A 15,357-nucleotide genomic window follows, 5' to 3' on the forward strand; every position below is an offset into this window, starting at 1 on the left:
AGAAGGAGAGAAACCATGCAGTTTTCAACAACGCCAACCCTGGAAGGGCAGCCGATTACCGAGTATTGCGGTGTGGTCACGGGCGAAGCCATTCTGGGGGCCAACATTTTTCGCGATTTCTTTGCCGGTATCCGCGATATCGTCGGCGGTCGCTCTGGCGCTTATGAAAAAGAGCTGCGTAAAGCCCGGGAAATCGCCTTTAAGGAGCTGGGCGAACAGGCCAAAGCACTGGGGGCGGATGCGGTCGTGGGGATTGATATCGACTACGAAACCGTCGGTAAAGATGCCAGCATGCTGATGGTGAGCGTAAGCGGTACGGCGGTGAAAACCCGTCGATGAAACGCGCGTTTTCAACACTCCTGCTGGCGCTGTTGCTGGCAGGGTGTGCCACGGAAAAAGGCATTGTGGATAAAGGCGCCTATGAACTGGATACCCGCCACCAGGCGCAGGCGGCCTATCCGCGCATCAAGGTGCTGGTTATCCACTATACGGCGGATGACTTTGACAGTTCGCTGGCCACGCTGACGGACAAGAACGTCAGCTCCCACTATTTGATCCCGGCGAAGCCGCCCGCACCGGACGGTAAACCGCGCATCTGGCAGCTGGTTCCCGAGAACGAACTGGCCTGGCATGCGGGTATCAGCTTCTGGCGCGGCACCAACCGTATTAATGATACGTCGGTTGGCATTGAGCTTGAGAATCGCGGCTGGCAAAAAACGGCCGGGGTAAAACACTTTTCCCCGTTCGAACCCGCGCAAATTGCGGCCCTGGTGCCGCTCGCAAAGGACATTATCGCCCGCTATCACATTAAACCCGAGAACGTGGTGGCCCATGCGGATATCGCGCCTCAGCGCAAGGACGATCCCGGTCCGCTGTTCCCGTGGCGCGAGCTTGCAGAGCAGGGGATTGGCGCCTGGCCCGACGCGTCCCGGGTGGCGTTCTATATGAACGGGCGGCCACGGTATCAGGCCGTGGAGACCGCAGCGTTACTCGATTTGCTCGCGCGTTACGGTTACGAGGTTCCCGACAACAGCACCCCCGCTCAGCAGAAGCGCATCATTATGGTCTTCCAGATGCACTTCAGGCCGCAGCTGTGGAACGGCGTGGCAGATGTGGAAACGCTGGCCATTGCCGAAGCACTTTTAGAGAAATACGGGCAGGGGTAATCCTTCGGGATTAACCCGAATGCCTCGTTTTTGTGAGCATGATCATAAGATTAATCTTAAGTACATTCTCAATTCATTTTAAGTAAATTGATTTAAAATCGCCCTCATCTAAGATTGATTCATCGATTCACAGCATGAATCAAATTAAAGAAACAGTCCTCTTCTGGTTTTTTTAATTTCAAAAAGAATACCAACACATTTTACGGCAACGTAACGCCTTGTCGGATAATTTTCTTATTTAAACATCTTAATTGGGTATAATAATGTTAAGCATTTTTGGTAAAAAAACACGTCCCCATCATGAAATGGAAGCCATTATTTCTGCAACGGCCGGGTATGAAGAAAAAACGTTAAGAAAATGGCAAAAAATATCAACCTGCAACTCCGATAATATTCACATTATCGTCAGCGGAGAAGTCGAGTTCCGCCGCAGTTCTGATGACTTATGTATGTTTACGCTACAGGGACAATGTATCTTTGGTCTCTCCGCTATTTTCTACAACTCTACGCATATGCAGGGCGTGGTACGCAGTAATACCGTGGTTCGTACCATACATAAGGACGAATTCCAGCAGTTAATGACTCAGCACGGGCTGTGGCCTGAACTGACTAAAGTGCTGGCATGGTATATCTGTTTGCTCAGCAAGCGTGATGATGTTTTGGTTGCCCGCAGCGCGTACTCCGTCGTCCGTGAATTCCTGATAGAAATTAACGAACTGATTGTTGATCATCAGCGAGATATTAATATTTATGATTATATTCAGGAATACACCAACCTGGCACGTAGCACCATTATTAAAATTCTCTCAGACCTGAAAAAAGGTCAATATATTGTGGTCGAAAAAGGGCGACTGATTAGCCTGACCACCCTGCCGGAAAAATATTAATCCCCTCCCGCGTCTCCTTTTATTATCGAAGGAGACGCATTTTGCGTTTCGTCAACCGGTGGTGCGGGCATTTTTCCCTTCGCCATATCATCCTGCTGCTGTTTTAGCGCCTGCATAAATAACGTTTTTAATGAATTGTCTTCATCCGGCTGCGTTGCCTGCGCGTGTTTCATCGCCTGTTCGTGCGCTTCGGTGCCGGGTAAGGTATCGCGCGAGGTATCATGCGTGACGGGGCTGTCCGGCAATGCGCCATCAGGTGCCTGCTGCCAGTCATTTTCGTCGCTATTAATGGGCATATTGTCCATCGGCGGTAAATCTTCCTGCACTTTTACCGACTGTGGCTTTGGCTGCGGGTGCGGGAACGGTTTGGTGACATACACGTAATGCATATCAGAAAGGGTGGTGTCTGGCTTCGCGACGCTCACCTTTTTTATCACCGGTGCCGGGTGGCGCAGGTTCCAGTACACGTGCGCATAGAGGCCTGCGACGATCAGCGCGCACAGCCCCAGACACCAGAGCGTCACCACGCTGATAATTTTACTGAATGACGGCAAACGCCATGAGAACCAGACCGGTTCCCCGGTGGTATAGCTGCGCTGGGCAGCGAGGCAGATGGTAGACATTATGCGTGCTTCTCTTGCGTAGTCGGGTTAGCCTGGGTTGTCTGGATCAACACGCTCGGCGTGGTATGGGTTTCGCGCATCAGCTGCATCAGAGTGTCTTCACCCGGAATACCGTCGACGCGGAGGTGCATTTTTTCCTGGAATTCGCGGGTGCGCTTCATCAGTTCCGCCGTCCAGTTTTTATCGTGCGTTTCGTTTTCGCCCAGCGCCACGCTCAGCTGCTGATCCAGCCACTCAAGATCTTTACTGTCGCTGGCGGCGGTGATTTCGTCTTTGCCTGACGGGGTCAGGCGGTGCAGAAGGGTGTAATTGCCCGTTGCGTGCTGGTTATACCACGTGCGGCTCACCTGCCAGGTGCGGTTGTTCATCAGCAGATCGAGGGAATTTTTCCCGGCACGCGCCACGACGGCGTAATTAATGTGATCGCCTGTTTTAATCTCGCTCACCCACGGGTAACCGTCATTAGCCAGCGTGTCCAGGGAGGCATTACCCTGTTTACACATCAGGTTCACTTTTGCGGCATTCTGGCACAGGGCATCGTCGGCAGAGGCGTCATAGCCCCACATGGCATAAAGCTGGTGCATGGCATCGGGCTGATTCACCACCTCCTGTTCGATAACCGGCAGTACCGGCGCGTCTGGCGTTTTTACCTGCTGTTTCCAGCTGGCCGGTACCGGCAGCGCCACCGGCAGTTTTGCCGTAATGGACGAGGTCATCATCCAGCCGCAGGCGGCGAACAGGACGGACGCGAACAACCCGATGGAGGCCAGCGTTTTACCACGCTTAGGCGCTGGCAGGGCTTCACCGGTGGCGAGACGCAAATGACGCGGTCCAACGTTTGGCGCCCGTTCGGTCCAGGCGGCCAGCATGGAAAGATGAGCCAGTTCGTTCAGCTTGCTGATGTTGCCTTTAGTCAGGGCGTGGATTTTTTTCACGCGAGCGGGCGTCAGCGGAGAGACATCCGCGCCGTGCTCGTGGCACTGGGCGTCAACGTAGCTCAGGAACTCGCGGCAGGTCAGGTTGCGCAGGGTGTGGCAGGTCAGCACATATTCCTGCAGGGCAGAGGCTTTCAGCATCACTTCCTGGTCGGCCGTGCCCATCAGCACAATCGACAGGCGAACATCCAGCTCCTGCGCACGGGTAAGCAGTATGCCCAGGACGTCATAGCCGCTGGCCTTCATCGCCTGCGCCTGGGAAATGACCAGCACCTTGTGGGTCGACTTCGCATCGCGCCACAGGCGAATAATGGCGTCAACCGCCTGGAGCTTGTTCTTCTCTTTCGCTACCGGGTTGAGTTTGAAGAGCAGGCTACTGGCGCTCAGCTTCGGAAAGGCATTAATGCAGAGCACCGACTTGCTGCTGGCTTTGAGGGCATCGCTGAACTGCCCCAGCAGTTCGCTGTCGTGGTAAAAGAGCCCGGTGATCCCTGCCTGCTGGCTTTTCTCTTTCAGAAGATTAAACACATCCTGATGATAAGGCACCAGAAAATCGCCCGACTTGCGGGTGATATTTCTGAACGGCGGGGTACTGAATTTAAAATGGCTCTGATACATAACGACTTACCGTCTCTTCTCTTTAATAGCAATGGGCGAAAAGTACGGTAAGCCCCTGTCATGGTCAATTTAACACCAGAGTAAAAATAACCTGTCAGGCTGCATCTAACATTCCCTTTTTTTCCGGTCAATCATTTTCTTCATTAAAGTTAATAGCGAAGCCGGTGGTTTGCACTGGTCACGCTTATTACTATTTGCTCACTAAGTTATGCAGCATACCGCTGCGAATTCCTGCTTTGCTAAAAGGCCCGATAATAATGAGGAACGCATTCCTTTCCAGGCTAATGACGCCCTGCATAATGCTAGTCATGCTAATTTTTTGCAGCCAGCAGGGTTATGTCGTTTTTAAAGATTATAAAAAGGTTACGAATAAGTTAGCGAATGCTGATAAAGCGCCGCTAAAACCGCGTAACAGTGACAAAACGTTTGGTCTTTTTACGGCTGCGGTCCGTCAGGCCGACGTTCCGGCGGCAGTAAAAGCGCCGCTGTCTGCAGAAATTGAAGGCATCATCCGCAGCGATGAGTCGTGGCTGTCGTTCGCCGTGATTAAGACCCCCGCCGGGCAGCAGAGCTACCGGGAAGGGGAACCGCTGGTGGGGTTCGACGACGCGTATGTGGATGAAATTAATAAAGATAACGTGGTTGTTCAGTATGAAGGCACGAAGCAAACGCTCGCCCTCAAACAGCCGCCTTATTTTAAGGGCGATGCAGGCAATAGCCCGGTGACGAAATCGAAAAAAGATGCCGGCGCGGACAGTCTGCATCTCGATGATTATCTGGTGTTAAAACCGTTAATCGATAAAGGCCAACTGGAAGGCTTTAACATTAATCCACGCAATGCTTCGCCTTTTTACAGTGAAACAGGACTGAAACAGGGTGATGTGGTGGTGAAAGTGAATGACGTCGATATGACGAAAGAAGCGCAGGCGAAAAATATTATCGCCAACTGGTCGAAAATGAAAGAAGCGGAGGTCGTCGTCAGACGGCACGCTCACCTTGAAAATATTCGGGTTAATGTTCTAAACAATTAACAAGTGTAAATCATGAAGAAATTTCCATGGGCGTGCGTGGCGCTGACCGCATTGTCGTTATATTCCGGTTCGCTGTTTGCAGCCAACTTTAGCGCCAGTTTTAAAAATACCGATATTCGCGAATTTATCGATACGGTAAGTCGCAATCTGAATAAAACGATTCTCGTCGATCCGTCCGTTCAGGGCACGGTGTCGGTGAGAACCTATAACGTGCTGTCGGAAGAGGAATATTATCAGTTCTTCCTGAGCGTGCTGGATCTCTACGGTCTGTCGGTGATCCCAATGGATAACGGCATGATCAAAGTGGTGCGTTCCAGCGTGGCGCGTACCGCCGGGGTGCCGGTGGCCGACAGTAAAAACCCGGGCAAAGGGGATGAGATCATCACCCGCGTAGTGCGCATGGAGAACGTCCCCGTGCGCGAGCTGGCCCCGCTGCTGCGCCAGCTGAACGATGCCTCGGGGATCGGCAACGTGGTCCATTTTGAACCCTCTAACGTGCTGCTGTTAACCGGGAAAGCCTCGGTGGTGAACCGCCTGGTGGATCTGGTTGAGCGCGTGGACCGTTCCGGTATGCAGCGTCGTGAAATCGTACCGTTGCGCTATGCCTCGGCGAAAGAGCTCTCCGATATGTTGAATAATCTCAACAATGAAGAGCAGAAAGGGCAAAACGCCCCGCAGCTGGCGACTAAAGTGGTGGCCGATGATGAAACCAACAGCCTGGTGATCAGCGGCACCGAAGATGCCCGCGCGCGTACCCGCTCGCTGATTGGCCAGCTCGACCGCGAACAGAACAACGAGGGCAATACCCGCGTCTTCTACCTGAAATACGCCAACGCCTCGAAAGTGGTGCCGGTGCTGACCGGTATCGGTGAGCAGCTGAAAGACAAAGCCGGTACCGCGAAAAGCAAAACCGCCACAACCAATAGCGAGCTGAATATCACCGCCGATGAGTCCACCAACTCGCTGGTGATCACCGCTCAGCCAAACGTCATGAACTCGCTGGAGAAGGTGATCGACAAGCTGGATATTCGTCGTCCGCAGGTGCTGGTGGAAGCCATCATTGCGGAAGTGCAGGACGGTAACGGCATGGATCTCGGCGTGCAGTGGACCGGCAAACACGGCGGCGTGCAGTTCGGTTCAACCGGTCTGCCCATTAGCCAGGTCAAAAACGGCACGATCAAAGGGGCCTCCTTTACTGGCCTGGCGACCGGTTTCTTCAACGGTGACTATGGTGCACTGCTGACCGCGCTCTCCACCAGCGGCAAGAACGATATTCTCTCCACGCCAAGCGTGGTGACGCTGGATAACAAAGAAGCGTCGTTCAACGTGGGTCAGGATGTGCCGGTGCTGTCGGGTTCTCAGACCACCAGCGGCGACAACGTCTTTAACTCGGTTGAGCGTAAAACCGTCGGTACCAAGCTGAAGATTGTTCCGCAGATCAACGACGGGGACATGATCCACCTGAAGATCGAGCAGGAGGTCTCCAGCGTTGACGCCAGCGCCACCGAAGACGCCAGCCTCGGCCCAACCTTCAACACCCGTACCATCAACAACGAAGTGATGGTCCACAGTGGCCAGACGGTGGTGCTGGGCGGTCTGATGGAAAACGTCAGCAAACAGAACGTGTCGAAAGTGCCGCTGCTCGGCGATCTGCCGCTGGTGGGACAGTTGTTCCGCTATACCTCGGAGGATACGTCGAAGCGCAATCTGATGGTCTTTATCCATACCACCGTCCTGCGTGATGACGACAACTACAGCGCGGCGACGAAGGAGAAATACGACCAGATCCGCGCCCGTCAACAGCAGCGTCTGGAGGAGAAAAAGCTCGGCATTGTTGAGAACACCGATAACGCCGTCCTGCCTGCCTATCCAAAGCAGGATCACTCCATGCCGGTCGGCGTGAGCGCACCTGCCACCACGCGCAACCCCTTCAAAGAGTAAGGGGGGGTGACGCGTGGATGAACTGACGAAACAGCTTTGCACCAGCGGCTTTGCGAAGGAGAACGGCATCCTTTTCTGGAACGACACGGTCTATATCCGTGATGACGTCCCCGCGTTTGCGCTACTGGAGATGCGCCGGGTACTGGGGCGCGCCTTTGTGCCCCAGACGCTGAGCGCGGAGGCGTTTGATGAGATGCTGGCCAAAATCTGGCAGCAGAACAGCGGCGTTTCGCAGCAACTGGTGGACGATATGGATGCGGATATCGATCTGATGGCGTTAACCGAGGAGATCCCGGACAACGAAGATCTACTGGATAACGACGAAAACTCGCCGGTGATCCGCCTGATCAACGCCATTCTCGGCGAAGCGGTAAAAGACGGTGCATCGGATATCCATATCGAAACCTTTGAACGCACGCTGAGCATCCGTTTCCGCGTTGACGGCGTGCTGCGCCCGGTGCTCCAGCCCGCACGTAAACTGGCCCCGCTGCTGGTCTCGCGTATTAAGGTCATGTCGAAACTCGACATCGCCGAAAAACGACTGCCGCAGGATGGCCGTATCTCCCTGCGCATTGGCCGCAAGGCGATTGACGTGCGTGTCTCGACCATTCCGTCGCAGTACGGCGAGCGCGTGGTCATGCGTCTGCTCGACAAGAGCAACCTGAAACCGGATATCAACAAGCTCGGACTCATTGATGAAGAGCTGGAAAAACTGAAAGGGCTGATTAACCGCCCGCACGGCATCATCCTGGTCACCGGGCCGACAGGCTCCGGTAAAAGTACCACCCTGTATGCCATTCTGTCGGCCCTGAACGGACATGAACGCAACATTCTGACCGTCGAAGATCCGATTGAGTACGAGCTGGAAGGGGTGGGGCAGACGCAGGTCAACCCGCGCGTGGACATGACCTTTGCCCGCGGCCTGCGCGCCATTTTGCGTCAGGATCCGGACGTGGTGATGATCGGGGAAATTCGTGACGGTGAAACCGCGCAAATCGCGGTGCAGGCGTCGCTCACCGGTCACCTGGTCATGTCTACGCTGCACACCAACAGTGCGGCGGGGGCCATCACCCGTCTGCGGGATATGGGGCTGGAGTCCTTTTTAATTGGTTCGTCGCTACTCGGCGTCATTGCCCAGCGTCTGGTGCGTCGGCTGTGTCCGCACTGCCGTACCACCAGTCCGCTGGATGACAATGAAAAAGCGCTGTTTAGCTTTATGGATAAGCCACCAAAGGCCATCTATCGCGCCGTTGGTTGCGACCAATGCCGCCAGAGCGGGTATCAGGGACGCGCGGGCATTCACGAGTTTCTGGTGGTCGACAGCGCCATGCGCCGCGCCATTCATGAAGATAAAGATGAGATGTCCATTGAGACCGAGCTGTTCAAACAGGCCTACAGCCTGCGCGAAAACGGGCTGATGAAGGTTATCAGCGGTATCACGTCCCTTGAAGAGGTGATGCGCGTGACCGCCGAGCGTGGAGGCGATGAGTAATGGCTTTCTACGCGTGGACCGCGACCGATGCCGCCGGAAAAACCCAGCGCGGCACGCTGCAGGCGGAAGGACCTAAGCAGGTGCGCCAGTCGCTGCGTGAGCAGAAGCTGATGCCGCTCACCATCACCGAAACCCGTGAAAATGCGGCCAGCGCTAAAGCCAAAACCGGCACCAGACTCTCTGTGCCGGTGCTGTCGATGTTCACCCGTCAGCTGTCAACGCTGGTTAACGCGTCGCTGCCGCTGGAAAGCGCCCTGAAGGCCATTTCAAAGCAGACGGAAGACAAAAAGCTGGCGGCTATGGTGACGGAGATCCGCGAGAAAGTGGTGGAAGGCCATACGCTGTTTGATGCCTTCAGCCAGTTCCCGCGCACCTTCGACAAGCTGTACTGCACGCTGGTGATGGCCGGGGAAAAAACCGGCCACCTGGGCGATGTGCTGGAGAAGCTGGCGGAGTACAACGAGCAGCGCCAGAAGATGAAAAGCAAACTGACGCAGGCGATGGTCTACCCGATCACCCTGACGGTGGTTGCCGTGGCGGTGATCAGCATCCTGCTGGTGGCGGTGGTGCCGCAGGTCATCGAGCAGTTCGTGCACATGAAACAACAGCTGCCGATCACCACCCGCACGCTGATTGCGGTGAGCGATTTTCTGCAGGCGTACGGGATCTACATTGCCGGGGGGCTGTTCGGCGCAATCGCGGGCTTTAAGACGTGGGTAAAGAAAACCACGAACCGCTTTCGCTGGCACAGCTGGCTGGTGAATGGCTCGCCGATTAAAAAGCTGGTTTGCGCCATCAACAGCGCCCGCTATATCCGCACGCTCAGCATTCTGCAGGCCAGTAGCGTCCCGCTGCTGGAGGGGATGTATATCGCGATGGACGGGATCGAAAACCTCTATGCCCGGCAGGTGCTGGAGCAGGCGGCAGATACCGTACGTCAGGGCGCTTCTCTGTATAACGCGCTGGACCAGGCGAAACTCTTTCCGCCGACCATGCTGTATATGATTGCCTCCGGCGAAGAGAGCGGGGAATTAGGTTCATTAATGGATCGCGCCGCGGAAAACCAGGAATCGGCATTACAGCATCGAATTACGTTAACGCTGTCGGTATTTGAACCGGCACTGGTGGTGACAATGGCGACAGTGGTTTTATTTATCGTGCTGTCAATATTACAACCGCTTCTTCAGCTCAATAATATGGTGGGTTAAATATGTCTTTAAAACGAAATAGCCTGAAAGGTCAGGCCGGTTTTACCTTGCTCGAATTAATGGTGGTGATCGTTATTCTCGGTGTGCTCGCCAGTATGGTGGTACCAAATTTAATGGGGAATAAAGAAAAAGCCGATGCCCAGAAAGCAACCAGCGATATTGTGGCGCTGGAAGGTTCGCTGGATATGTACAAGCTGGATAACCACCGTTACCCCACGACGGAGCAGGGTTTGCAGGCGCTGGTCACCAAACCTGATATCGCGCCAATCCCGAAAAACTACCGTGATGATGGCTATATTCGCCGCCTGCCGGAAGATCCGTGGGGCAATGATTATATTCTGGTTAGCCCGGGCGAACATGGCGCAGTGGATGTTTTCTCTGCGGGCCCGGATGCCGAAGCGAATACCGCGGATGATATTACCAACTGGTCTTTAGATAAAAAAGAGAAGTAATGAATAAGCAACGTGGGTTTACCTTACTGGAAATTATTCTGGCGCTGGTGATATTTGCCTCCTGCGCCATGATGGTGGTGTCGACAATCCCCTCGCGCAGCGGCGCGGATATTTTCGGTCAGCAGTTAAAAGCCCTCGTTGAATATGGTTCAGACCGTGCAGTAATGGACGGAAATATCGTTGGGCTGGTGATCACCACCTCAGAATATCAGCTGGTGACCTGGGCCGAAAAAGAGGGCGAACGACACTGGGAACCCTTAACCGCCGGGCGCATTGTCACCCACGGCCAGTTCCCGGAAGAGATGCACGTGTCGCTGTCACCGCAGCGCATTGCTGCCACAACCGACGCCACGCCGCAGATTGTCTTTTTGCCGGACGGGGAGATAAGCCGCTTCACGCTGTCCCTGCAGAGTTTCGATAAAAAGCAGCGCTTTCGCGTGGTATCGCAGGGGGCATCACCGGTTTCGGTAGAGAACGATGACTAAACGCAAAGAACAGGGGATGACCCTGCTGGAAGTGATGGTCGCTCTGGTCATCTTCTCCACCGCCGCGCTGGCGCTGATGAACTCCGTCTCGCTGAACGTGCGCTTTACCCATGGCCTGGCCGATTCGCTGCAGGCGAGCTGGGTGGCGGAAAACCAGCTGGCGGAAGCAAAGCTGAGCAACACGCCGTTCCCGGATGCCCTGCAGACAGGGACAGAAATCATGGGGGGGCGAAGCTGGATCTGGCGCAAGCAGCGGGTGAAAACCGCCGAAAATCGCTTTGCCGATGAAGTGCAGGTGTACACCGAAGATGATGAAGACAAACCGGTGTTGAGCCTGCAGATACCGGAACCCGGAGAGGTGAAATGAGCAAGCACATTCAGCGTCAGCAGGGCTTTACGCTGCTGGAGATCATGATTGCGCTGACCATCTTCGCGGTTATCAGCACGCTTGCCTGGCAAATTCTGGACGGGGCGATGCGCACCTCGAACGCCACCGACGTGGCGGCGACTCAACTCAACCAGCTTCAGCGCGCCTATAACCTGCTGGAGCGGGATTTCTTTCAGCTTCAGGCACGCGCGCCACGCAACGAGCCTGACGTATTTGTCCAGCACGACGATGCGCTGGAGCTGACCACGCTGAACGGCGTGAGCGGTCAGGTCCAGCTGGAGCGCGTGCGCTGGCGGCTTGAGGACAAAAAACTGTGGCGCGATATCTGGCCGGTTATCGACAGCCCTGCCGATGTGAAGCCGGAAGAGGTGCCGATCCTCAGCGATGTCAAAGAGATGACGTGGCGCTTCTGGAAAGAGGGCTGGCAGAACAAATGGACCGACACGGCGCATCAGCCGGACGGCGTAGAACTTCTGCTGACCATGGAGAATGGCGATACCTGGCGCTGGGTATTTACCACGCCGGGTGATATGCCGGTCGCCCCGGCGGCTCCAGCAGAACAAACGCCTGCGCCATCGGGGGATGCGGCCACGCCAGCGCAGCCACAACCGCAGCCGGTGCCCGCTCCGTCAGGAGAGAACAAATGAGCGGAAAATCGGTTCGAAAACAGCGCGGTGTCGCGCTGCTGGTGGTGCTAATTTTGCTGGTCATGATGTCGGCGCTGGCGGCCAAAATCAGCCAGCAGTTCTGCCGCAATCTGCAGAAAACCCGTTATCAGGTAAGCCAGCAGCAGCTGCGCTGGGCCATTCAGAGCCAGCAAAAAACCATTGAAGGTCTGCTTCAGACCTACGCCAGCGGTGACAGCCAGGGGCTGTCGCCCAAAGGGGAGTGGACAGAGCCGGTGGAGACAGAGGGTGAACACTACACCGTGGTGAGCCAGATTGAGGATGCCCAGACCTGCTTTAACGTCAATAACCTGCTGGCGGCCGATCCGACCCCCGCGGTACAGACCGCAGGGGCGCTGCCGGAAAAACCGGTCAAAGCGCGCATCGTTGAGCAGCTTCTGACCGACAGCGGCATTTCCGCCGGTGACGCAGAAGAGATTTATCAGCAGCTGATGGACTATCTCGACGGCGATACCACAACGGCCAAAGAGGGGCTGGAGACAGATGCCTGGGCCGGCGTTGAGCCCGCACGGCTGCCTGCGAATCAGATGATGCGCACCCCGGGCGAGCTAAAGCTGCTGCCCGCGTTTCCGGTGGCGGCCTACGGCAAGGTCAGTAAAGTGCTGTGCGCCTTACCCGACACCGCCAGCAAGGTGGATGTAAACACCCTGACCGAAGAACAGGCACCGCTGCTGGCAGCCCTGTTTATCGGCTCGCTGAGCGAGGACGAAGCCGCCCGTCTGATCGCCTCCCGCCCGGAAGAGGGCTGGGAGTCGATGGAGGCATTCCAGAAAGAGCTTGAGACAAATTATCCGCAGACCAAAGACGCCCTCAAGCAGGTTCAGGCGTTTCTTGCGGTAAACAGTCACTATTTCCGGGTCAACAGTACCGGCAATACCGATGATTTAACGCTGCGCGTCGTCAGCCAGCTTCATGTTGATAATGAAGCCGGGAAGGTAATTACCTGGCAACGTCGCTACCGAATGGTTGAATAACACAAGACGAATTCTATGAAACAGGTGCTTTTTATTCGTCCCGACACGCATGAGGACGGGAACATAATGTGGTGCGAGTCCGGTAGCGACCAGGTGGAACAGCGTCAGGGCGGGGCGTCACTGGCGGCGCTTGCCGGTCACGCGTTAGCCGCACGCGTCTGCCTGCTACTGCCGGCCAGCGAAATGATCTTCCGTCGCTTCACGTTGCCCAAAAAAGGCAGCGTTGAGTTCTCCTGGCTGGCAGAAGAGACGCTGATTGGCGATGTGGACACGCTTCACTGGACGGTGCTCAACAAGAAGGGGCGGGAAGTGGACGCGGTGGCCATTGATGCGGCGCGTCTGCAGTACTGGCTGGACCGCTGTGCCGATGCCGGGCTGACGGTGGTGCAGGTGCTGCCCGATGCGATCCTTCTGCCGGTGACGGAGGACGGCAGCACGCTGGTCTCCACCGACAGCGGCTACTGGATGCGCTATTCGCCGTTTGGCGCCTGTGAAACCGACGCCGCCCTGTTGCCGCTGCTGTTGAGCCAGCAGTGCGCCGGTAACCTCGTCTGTTACGGCGATGCGCCAGCGGACGTGCAGGTGGATGAGCAACGGGCCTGGCAGCATCCGCTGGTGCTGATCCAGCCGCAGTGGAAAAGCTGCAAAGCAAACCTGCTGCACGGCGTTTTTAGCGCCACGGGTGCACAGACTGGTTTCCGTTATGCGAAACCGGCCCTTGCCGCCATGGCGGTGCTGAGTCTCGGGCTGCTGGTTGGCCCTCGCATCGGCATGGCCTGGATGCTCTCTAACCAGGAAAACCTGGCCCAGCAGCAGATGGTGGAATTGGCCCAGCACTATTTCCCCACGCTGCGCCAGACCACCAACCTGAAGTACCACTTCGGGCAGAACATCAAGAAAGAGAAGAAAGGGATCTTTCTTCAACTGGACGCACTGGAGCAGATCAAGCAATCGCTCCCGGCGGTCGAACTGAGTGAAGTGGGATACGACGACACCCAGAATCAGCTCACGCTGAACATCCGTTCGATGGATCCCACGGCGTTGCAGGCGTTCGTCAATAAGGCGAGTGATACCTTCGACTTTACGCTGCAGCCGGTCTCCAGTGAAGCGCCTTATACCGCTATCATCACAGGGAAATATAAATGAAAGAGAAAATTGGACAATTAAAAGCACGCTATTTGCGTTACAGCCCGCGCGAACGAACGCTGATTAAACTCTGTGGTTCGGCGCTCTGTTGCGCCATTATCTGGTACGGTGTAATGACCCCGCTGGATAATATTATTAAAAATGAGAAAAGCACGCTGCAAAAACAGAAACAGACCCTGAACTGGATGCGTGCAGAAATTAATAAAAATCACCTTCAGGCGAAAGTATTAAAAACCAGTAACCCGAGAAGCGTGGTGGAAGAGAGCGCCAAAGAGATCCACGTTGCGCTGAGTAATATCCAGCAGGACGGGCAAACCCTGACGTTTAATATTGATCGGGTCAACGTCTATGAACTGAAAAACTGGCTTCGGGAGGTGAATTTAACCTCCGGCGTGCGTCTGGAAAAAATGGATCTTACCCCGGTGGATCACCTCAGCGACGTGAAGGCGCAGATTAAACTCTCCTGGGCGAAAGCGGCATGAGCCCGCTGACGCTGCTTCAGGGCAGCCAGATGCCCGCCCTGTGCCTTCTGAGCGGCGCGCTTGGCGGCATTATCGGCAGCTTTCTGGGCGTGGTGGTCGAACGCATTCCTCCGCTCATCCAGGAAGAGGAGGGCGCCGGAAACCTGCTGTTTCCGGCATCCCACTGCCCCGCGTGTTCCCACGCGCTCTCCTGGTGGGAAAACATTCCTGTCCTGAGCTGGTGCTGCCTGCGCGGGCGCTGCCGTTGCTGTCAAACCGCGATCCCGCTGCGCCTGCTGTTACTCGAGCTTTCCAGCGCCCTGTTTTTTGCCCTGACGGCGGCGTATGCCCCGTCTGCGGCCGCGCTGATTTCGCTGTGGGTTCTCTGGTGCGGGCTGCTGCCGCTGGCGGCGATAGACGCAAAACACATGCTGCTGCCGGACTGCCTGACGCAGCCGCTGCTGTGGGCGGGCCTGCTGAATCATGCGCTTTTTCATACCTTACCGTTGTCGGATGCCCTGTTTGGCGCAGCGGCGGGCTACCTGTCGCTGTGGCTTCTCTACTGGGCCTTTCGCCTGACAACAGGACGCGAGGGATTGGGCTACGGTGATTTTAAGCTGCTGGCTGCGCTGGGCGCGTGGTGCGGCTGGCAGGCGTTACCTTCGTTATTGCTCGCGGCGGCATTAAGCGGTATCGCACTGTATTTTGTTTTTTATAAAGCGGTTAAAGAAAATAGCGTTATTCCGTTTGGCCCTCTGTTGTCACTCGCCGGTTTGGTTATTTTTATTCTGCAGACCTTGCAATTCACATTCTGATTTACGCGGTCAAGTTTTTTTTGAAATTTTTTCGCTGAGGGAATGAAAG

The 15,357-nt window shown here is 55.6% G+C and carries 17 protein-coding genes; 15 read left to right on the forward strand and 2 right to left on the reverse strand.

Features of this window, described 5'->3' with window-relative positions; translation table 11 throughout:
- Positions 1-15 precede the first annotated feature (15 nt).
- The 3 genes from ACQG2G_RS07040 (at position 16) to ACQG2G_RS07050 (ending at position 2,053) form a co-directional block, all read left to right on the forward strand.
- Positions 16-339 (forward strand): heavy metal-binding domain-containing protein, encoded by a 324-nt coding sequence (locus tag ACQG2G_RS07040; protein ID WP_006174327.1) that lies wholly within the window; start codon positions 16-18, stop codon positions 337-339.
- Positions 336-1,166, forward strand: coding sequence for an N-acetylmuramoyl-L-alanine amidase (locus tag ACQG2G_RS07045; RefSeq protein ID WP_013097358.1), 831 nt, complete (start codon positions 336-338; stop codon positions 1,164-1,166). Before ACQG2G_RS07040 ends, ACQG2G_RS07045 begins: the two co-directional genes overlap by 4 nt.
- A gap of 263 nt (positions 1,167-1,429) precedes the next feature.
- Positions 1,430-2,053 carry a helix-turn-helix domain-containing protein gene (locus ACQG2G_RS07050; RefSeq protein ID WP_029883200.1) on the forward strand — a complete coding sequence of 208 codons (624 nt, stop codon included), beginning with the start codon at positions 1,430-1,432 and terminating at the stop codon, positions 2,051-2,053.
- On the opposite strand, the gene ACQG2G_RS07055 is transcribed toward ACQG2G_RS07050, so the two are convergent.
- Both ACQG2G_RS07055 and ACQG2G_RS07060 read right to left on the reverse strand, forming a co-directional pair.
- Positions 2,050-2,676 (reverse strand): hypothetical protein, encoded by a 627-nt coding sequence (locus tag ACQG2G_RS07055; protein WP_038984443.1) that lies wholly within the window; start codon positions 2,674-2,676, stop codon positions 2,050-2,052. The two genes, ACQG2G_RS07050 and ACQG2G_RS07055, sit on opposite strands and share 4 nt — an antisense overlap.
- Positions 2,676-4,229: an ExeA family protein gene (locus ACQG2G_RS07060; protein WP_038984445.1), complete on the reverse strand. Its 1,554-nt coding sequence runs from the start codon at positions 4,227-4,229 to the stop codon at positions 2,676-2,678. Before ACQG2G_RS07060 ends, ACQG2G_RS07055 begins: the two co-directional genes overlap by 1 nt.
- A gap of 299 nt (positions 4,230-4,528) precedes the next feature.
- Between ACQG2G_RS07060 and gspC the strand changes: the two genes are divergently transcribed.
- From gspC to ACQG2G_RS07120, 12 genes are read left to right on the forward strand one after another with little or no spacing between them, the layout of a single operon-like run.
- Positions 4,529-5,260, forward strand: a complete 732-nt coding sequence (gene gspC, locus ACQG2G_RS07065) for a type II secretion system protein GspC (protein ID WP_029883203.1) — start codon at positions 4,529-4,531, stop codon at positions 5,258-5,260.
- Between the two features lie 12 nt (positions 5,261-5,272).
- Positions 5,273-7,201, forward strand: a complete 1,929-nt coding sequence (gspD, locus tag ACQG2G_RS07070) for a type II secretion system secretin GspD (RefSeq protein ID WP_013097352.1) — start codon at positions 5,273-5,275, stop codon at positions 7,199-7,201.
- A gap of 13 nt (positions 7,202-7,214) precedes the next feature.
- A complete protein-coding gene (gene gspE / locus ACQG2G_RS07075; protein ID WP_013097351.1) occupies positions 7,215-8,693 on the forward strand; it encodes a type II secretion system ATPase GspE in 1,479 nt (492 codons plus the stop codon).
- Positions 8,693-9,901, forward strand: coding sequence for a type II secretion system inner membrane protein GspF (gspF, locus tag ACQG2G_RS07080; RefSeq protein ID WP_058660311.1), 1,209 nt, complete (start codon positions 8,693-8,695; stop codon positions 9,899-9,901). Before gspE ends, gspF begins: the two co-directional genes overlap by 1 nt.
- Positions 9,902-9,903: 2 nt before the next feature.
- The gene (gene gspG / locus ACQG2G_RS07085; protein ID WP_013097349.1) at positions 9,904-10,353 is read left to right on the forward strand and encodes a type II secretion system major pseudopilin GspG; all 450 of its coding nucleotides are present in this window, start codon (positions 9,904-9,906) and stop codon (positions 10,351-10,353) included.
- Positions 10,353-10,838 carry a type II secretion system minor pseudopilin GspH gene (gene gspH, locus ACQG2G_RS07090; RefSeq protein WP_020689911.1) on the forward strand — a complete coding sequence of 162 codons (486 nt, stop codon included), beginning with the start codon at positions 10,353-10,355 and terminating at the stop codon, positions 10,836-10,838. Before gspG ends, gspH begins: the two co-directional genes overlap by 1 nt.
- Positions 10,831-11,205, forward strand: a complete 375-nt coding sequence (gene gspI / locus ACQG2G_RS07095; RefSeq protein WP_058660310.1) for a type II secretion system minor pseudopilin GspI — start codon at positions 10,831-10,833, stop codon at positions 11,203-11,205. Before gspH ends, gspI begins: the two co-directional genes overlap by 8 nt.
- Positions 11,202-11,873, forward strand: coding sequence for a type II secretion system minor pseudopilin GspJ (gene gspJ, locus ACQG2G_RS07100; protein ID WP_013097346.1), 672 nt, complete (start codon positions 11,202-11,204; stop codon positions 11,871-11,873). The genes gspI and gspJ overlap by 4 nt, the downstream gene beginning before the upstream one ends.
- Positions 11,870-12,886 (forward strand): type II secretion system minor pseudopilin GspK, encoded by a 1,017-nt coding sequence (gspK, locus tag ACQG2G_RS07105; protein WP_013097345.1) that lies wholly within the window; start codon positions 11,870-11,872, stop codon positions 12,884-12,886. Before gspJ ends, gspK begins: the two co-directional genes overlap by 4 nt.
- 15 nt (positions 12,887-12,901) lie before the next feature.
- Positions 12,902-14,032, forward strand: a complete 1,131-nt coding sequence (gspL, locus tag ACQG2G_RS07110; RefSeq protein ID WP_348595923.1) for a type II secretion system protein GspL — start codon at positions 12,902-12,904, stop codon at positions 14,030-14,032.
- The gene (locus tag ACQG2G_RS07115) at positions 14,029-14,514 is read left to right on the forward strand and encodes a type II secretion system protein M (protein WP_348595922.1); all 486 of its coding nucleotides are present in this window, start codon (positions 14,029-14,031) and stop codon (positions 14,512-14,514) included. The genes gspL and ACQG2G_RS07115 overlap by 4 nt, the downstream gene beginning before the upstream one ends.
- A complete protein-coding gene (locus ACQG2G_RS07120; RefSeq protein WP_348595921.1) occupies positions 14,511-15,308 on the forward strand; it encodes an A24 family peptidase in 798 nt (265 codons plus the stop codon). Before ACQG2G_RS07115 ends, ACQG2G_RS07120 begins: the two co-directional genes overlap by 4 nt.
- The last annotated feature ends 49 nt before the right edge of the window (positions 15,309-15,357 follow it).

Source organism: Enterobacter cloacae complex sp. 382A5 (assembly GCF_050031095.1).
Lineage (GTDB): Bacteria > Pseudomonadota > Gammaproteobacteria > Enterobacterales > Enterobacteriaceae > Enterobacter > Enterobacter cloacae.

Coding starts and splice junctions, on each gene's coding strand:
- ACQG2G_RS07040 (WP_006174327.1), top strand. CDS start 16: ATGCAGTTTTCAACAACGCCAACCCTGGAAGGGCAGCCGATTACCGAG.
- ACQG2G_RS07045 (WP_013097358.1), top strand. CDS start 336: ATGAAACGCGCGTTTTCAACACTCCTGCTGGCGCTGTTGCTGGCAGGG.
- ACQG2G_RS07050 (WP_029883200.1), top strand. CDS start 1,430: ATGTTAAGCATTTTTGGTAAAAAAACACGTCCCCATCATGAAATGGAA.
- ACQG2G_RS07055 (WP_038984443.1), bottom strand. CDS start 2,676: ATGTCTACCATCTGCCTCGCTGCCCAGCGCAGCTATACCACCGGGGAA.
- ACQG2G_RS07060 (WP_038984445.1), bottom strand. CDS start 4,229: ATGTATCAGAGCCATTTTAAATTCAGTACCCCGCCGTTCAGAAATATC.
- gspC (WP_029883203.1), top strand. CDS start 4,529: ATGCTAGTCATGCTAATTTTTTGCAGCCAGCAGGGTTATGTCGTTTTT.
- gspD (WP_013097352.1), top strand. CDS start 5,273: ATGAAGAAATTTCCATGGGCGTGCGTGGCGCTGACCGCATTGTCGTTA.
- gspF (WP_058660311.1), top strand. CDS start 8,693: ATGGCTTTCTACGCGTGGACCGCGACCGATGCCGCCGGAAAAACCCAG.
- gspG (WP_013097349.1), top strand. CDS start 9,904: ATGTCTTTAAAACGAAATAGCCTGAAAGGTCAGGCCGGTTTTACCTTG.
- gspH (WP_020689911.1), top strand. CDS start 10,353: ATGAATAAGCAACGTGGGTTTACCTTACTGGAAATTATTCTGGCGCTG.
- gspI (WP_058660310.1), top strand. CDS start 10,831: ATGACTAAACGCAAAGAACAGGGGATGACCCTGCTGGAAGTGATGGTC.
- gspJ (WP_013097346.1), top strand. CDS start 11,202: ATGAGCAAGCACATTCAGCGTCAGCAGGGCTTTACGCTGCTGGAGATC.
- gspK (WP_013097345.1), top strand. CDS start 11,870: ATGAGCGGAAAATCGGTTCGAAAACAGCGCGGTGTCGCGCTGCTGGTG.
- gspL (WP_348595923.1), top strand. CDS start 12,902: ATGAAACAGGTGCTTTTTATTCGTCCCGACACGCATGAGGACGGGAAC.
- ACQG2G_RS07115 (WP_348595922.1), top strand. CDS start 14,029: ATGAAAGAGAAAATTGGACAATTAAAAGCACGCTATTTGCGTTACAGC.
- ACQG2G_RS07120 (WP_348595921.1), top strand. CDS start 14,511: ATGAGCCCGCTGACGCTGCTTCAGGGCAGCCAGATGCCCGCCCTGTGC.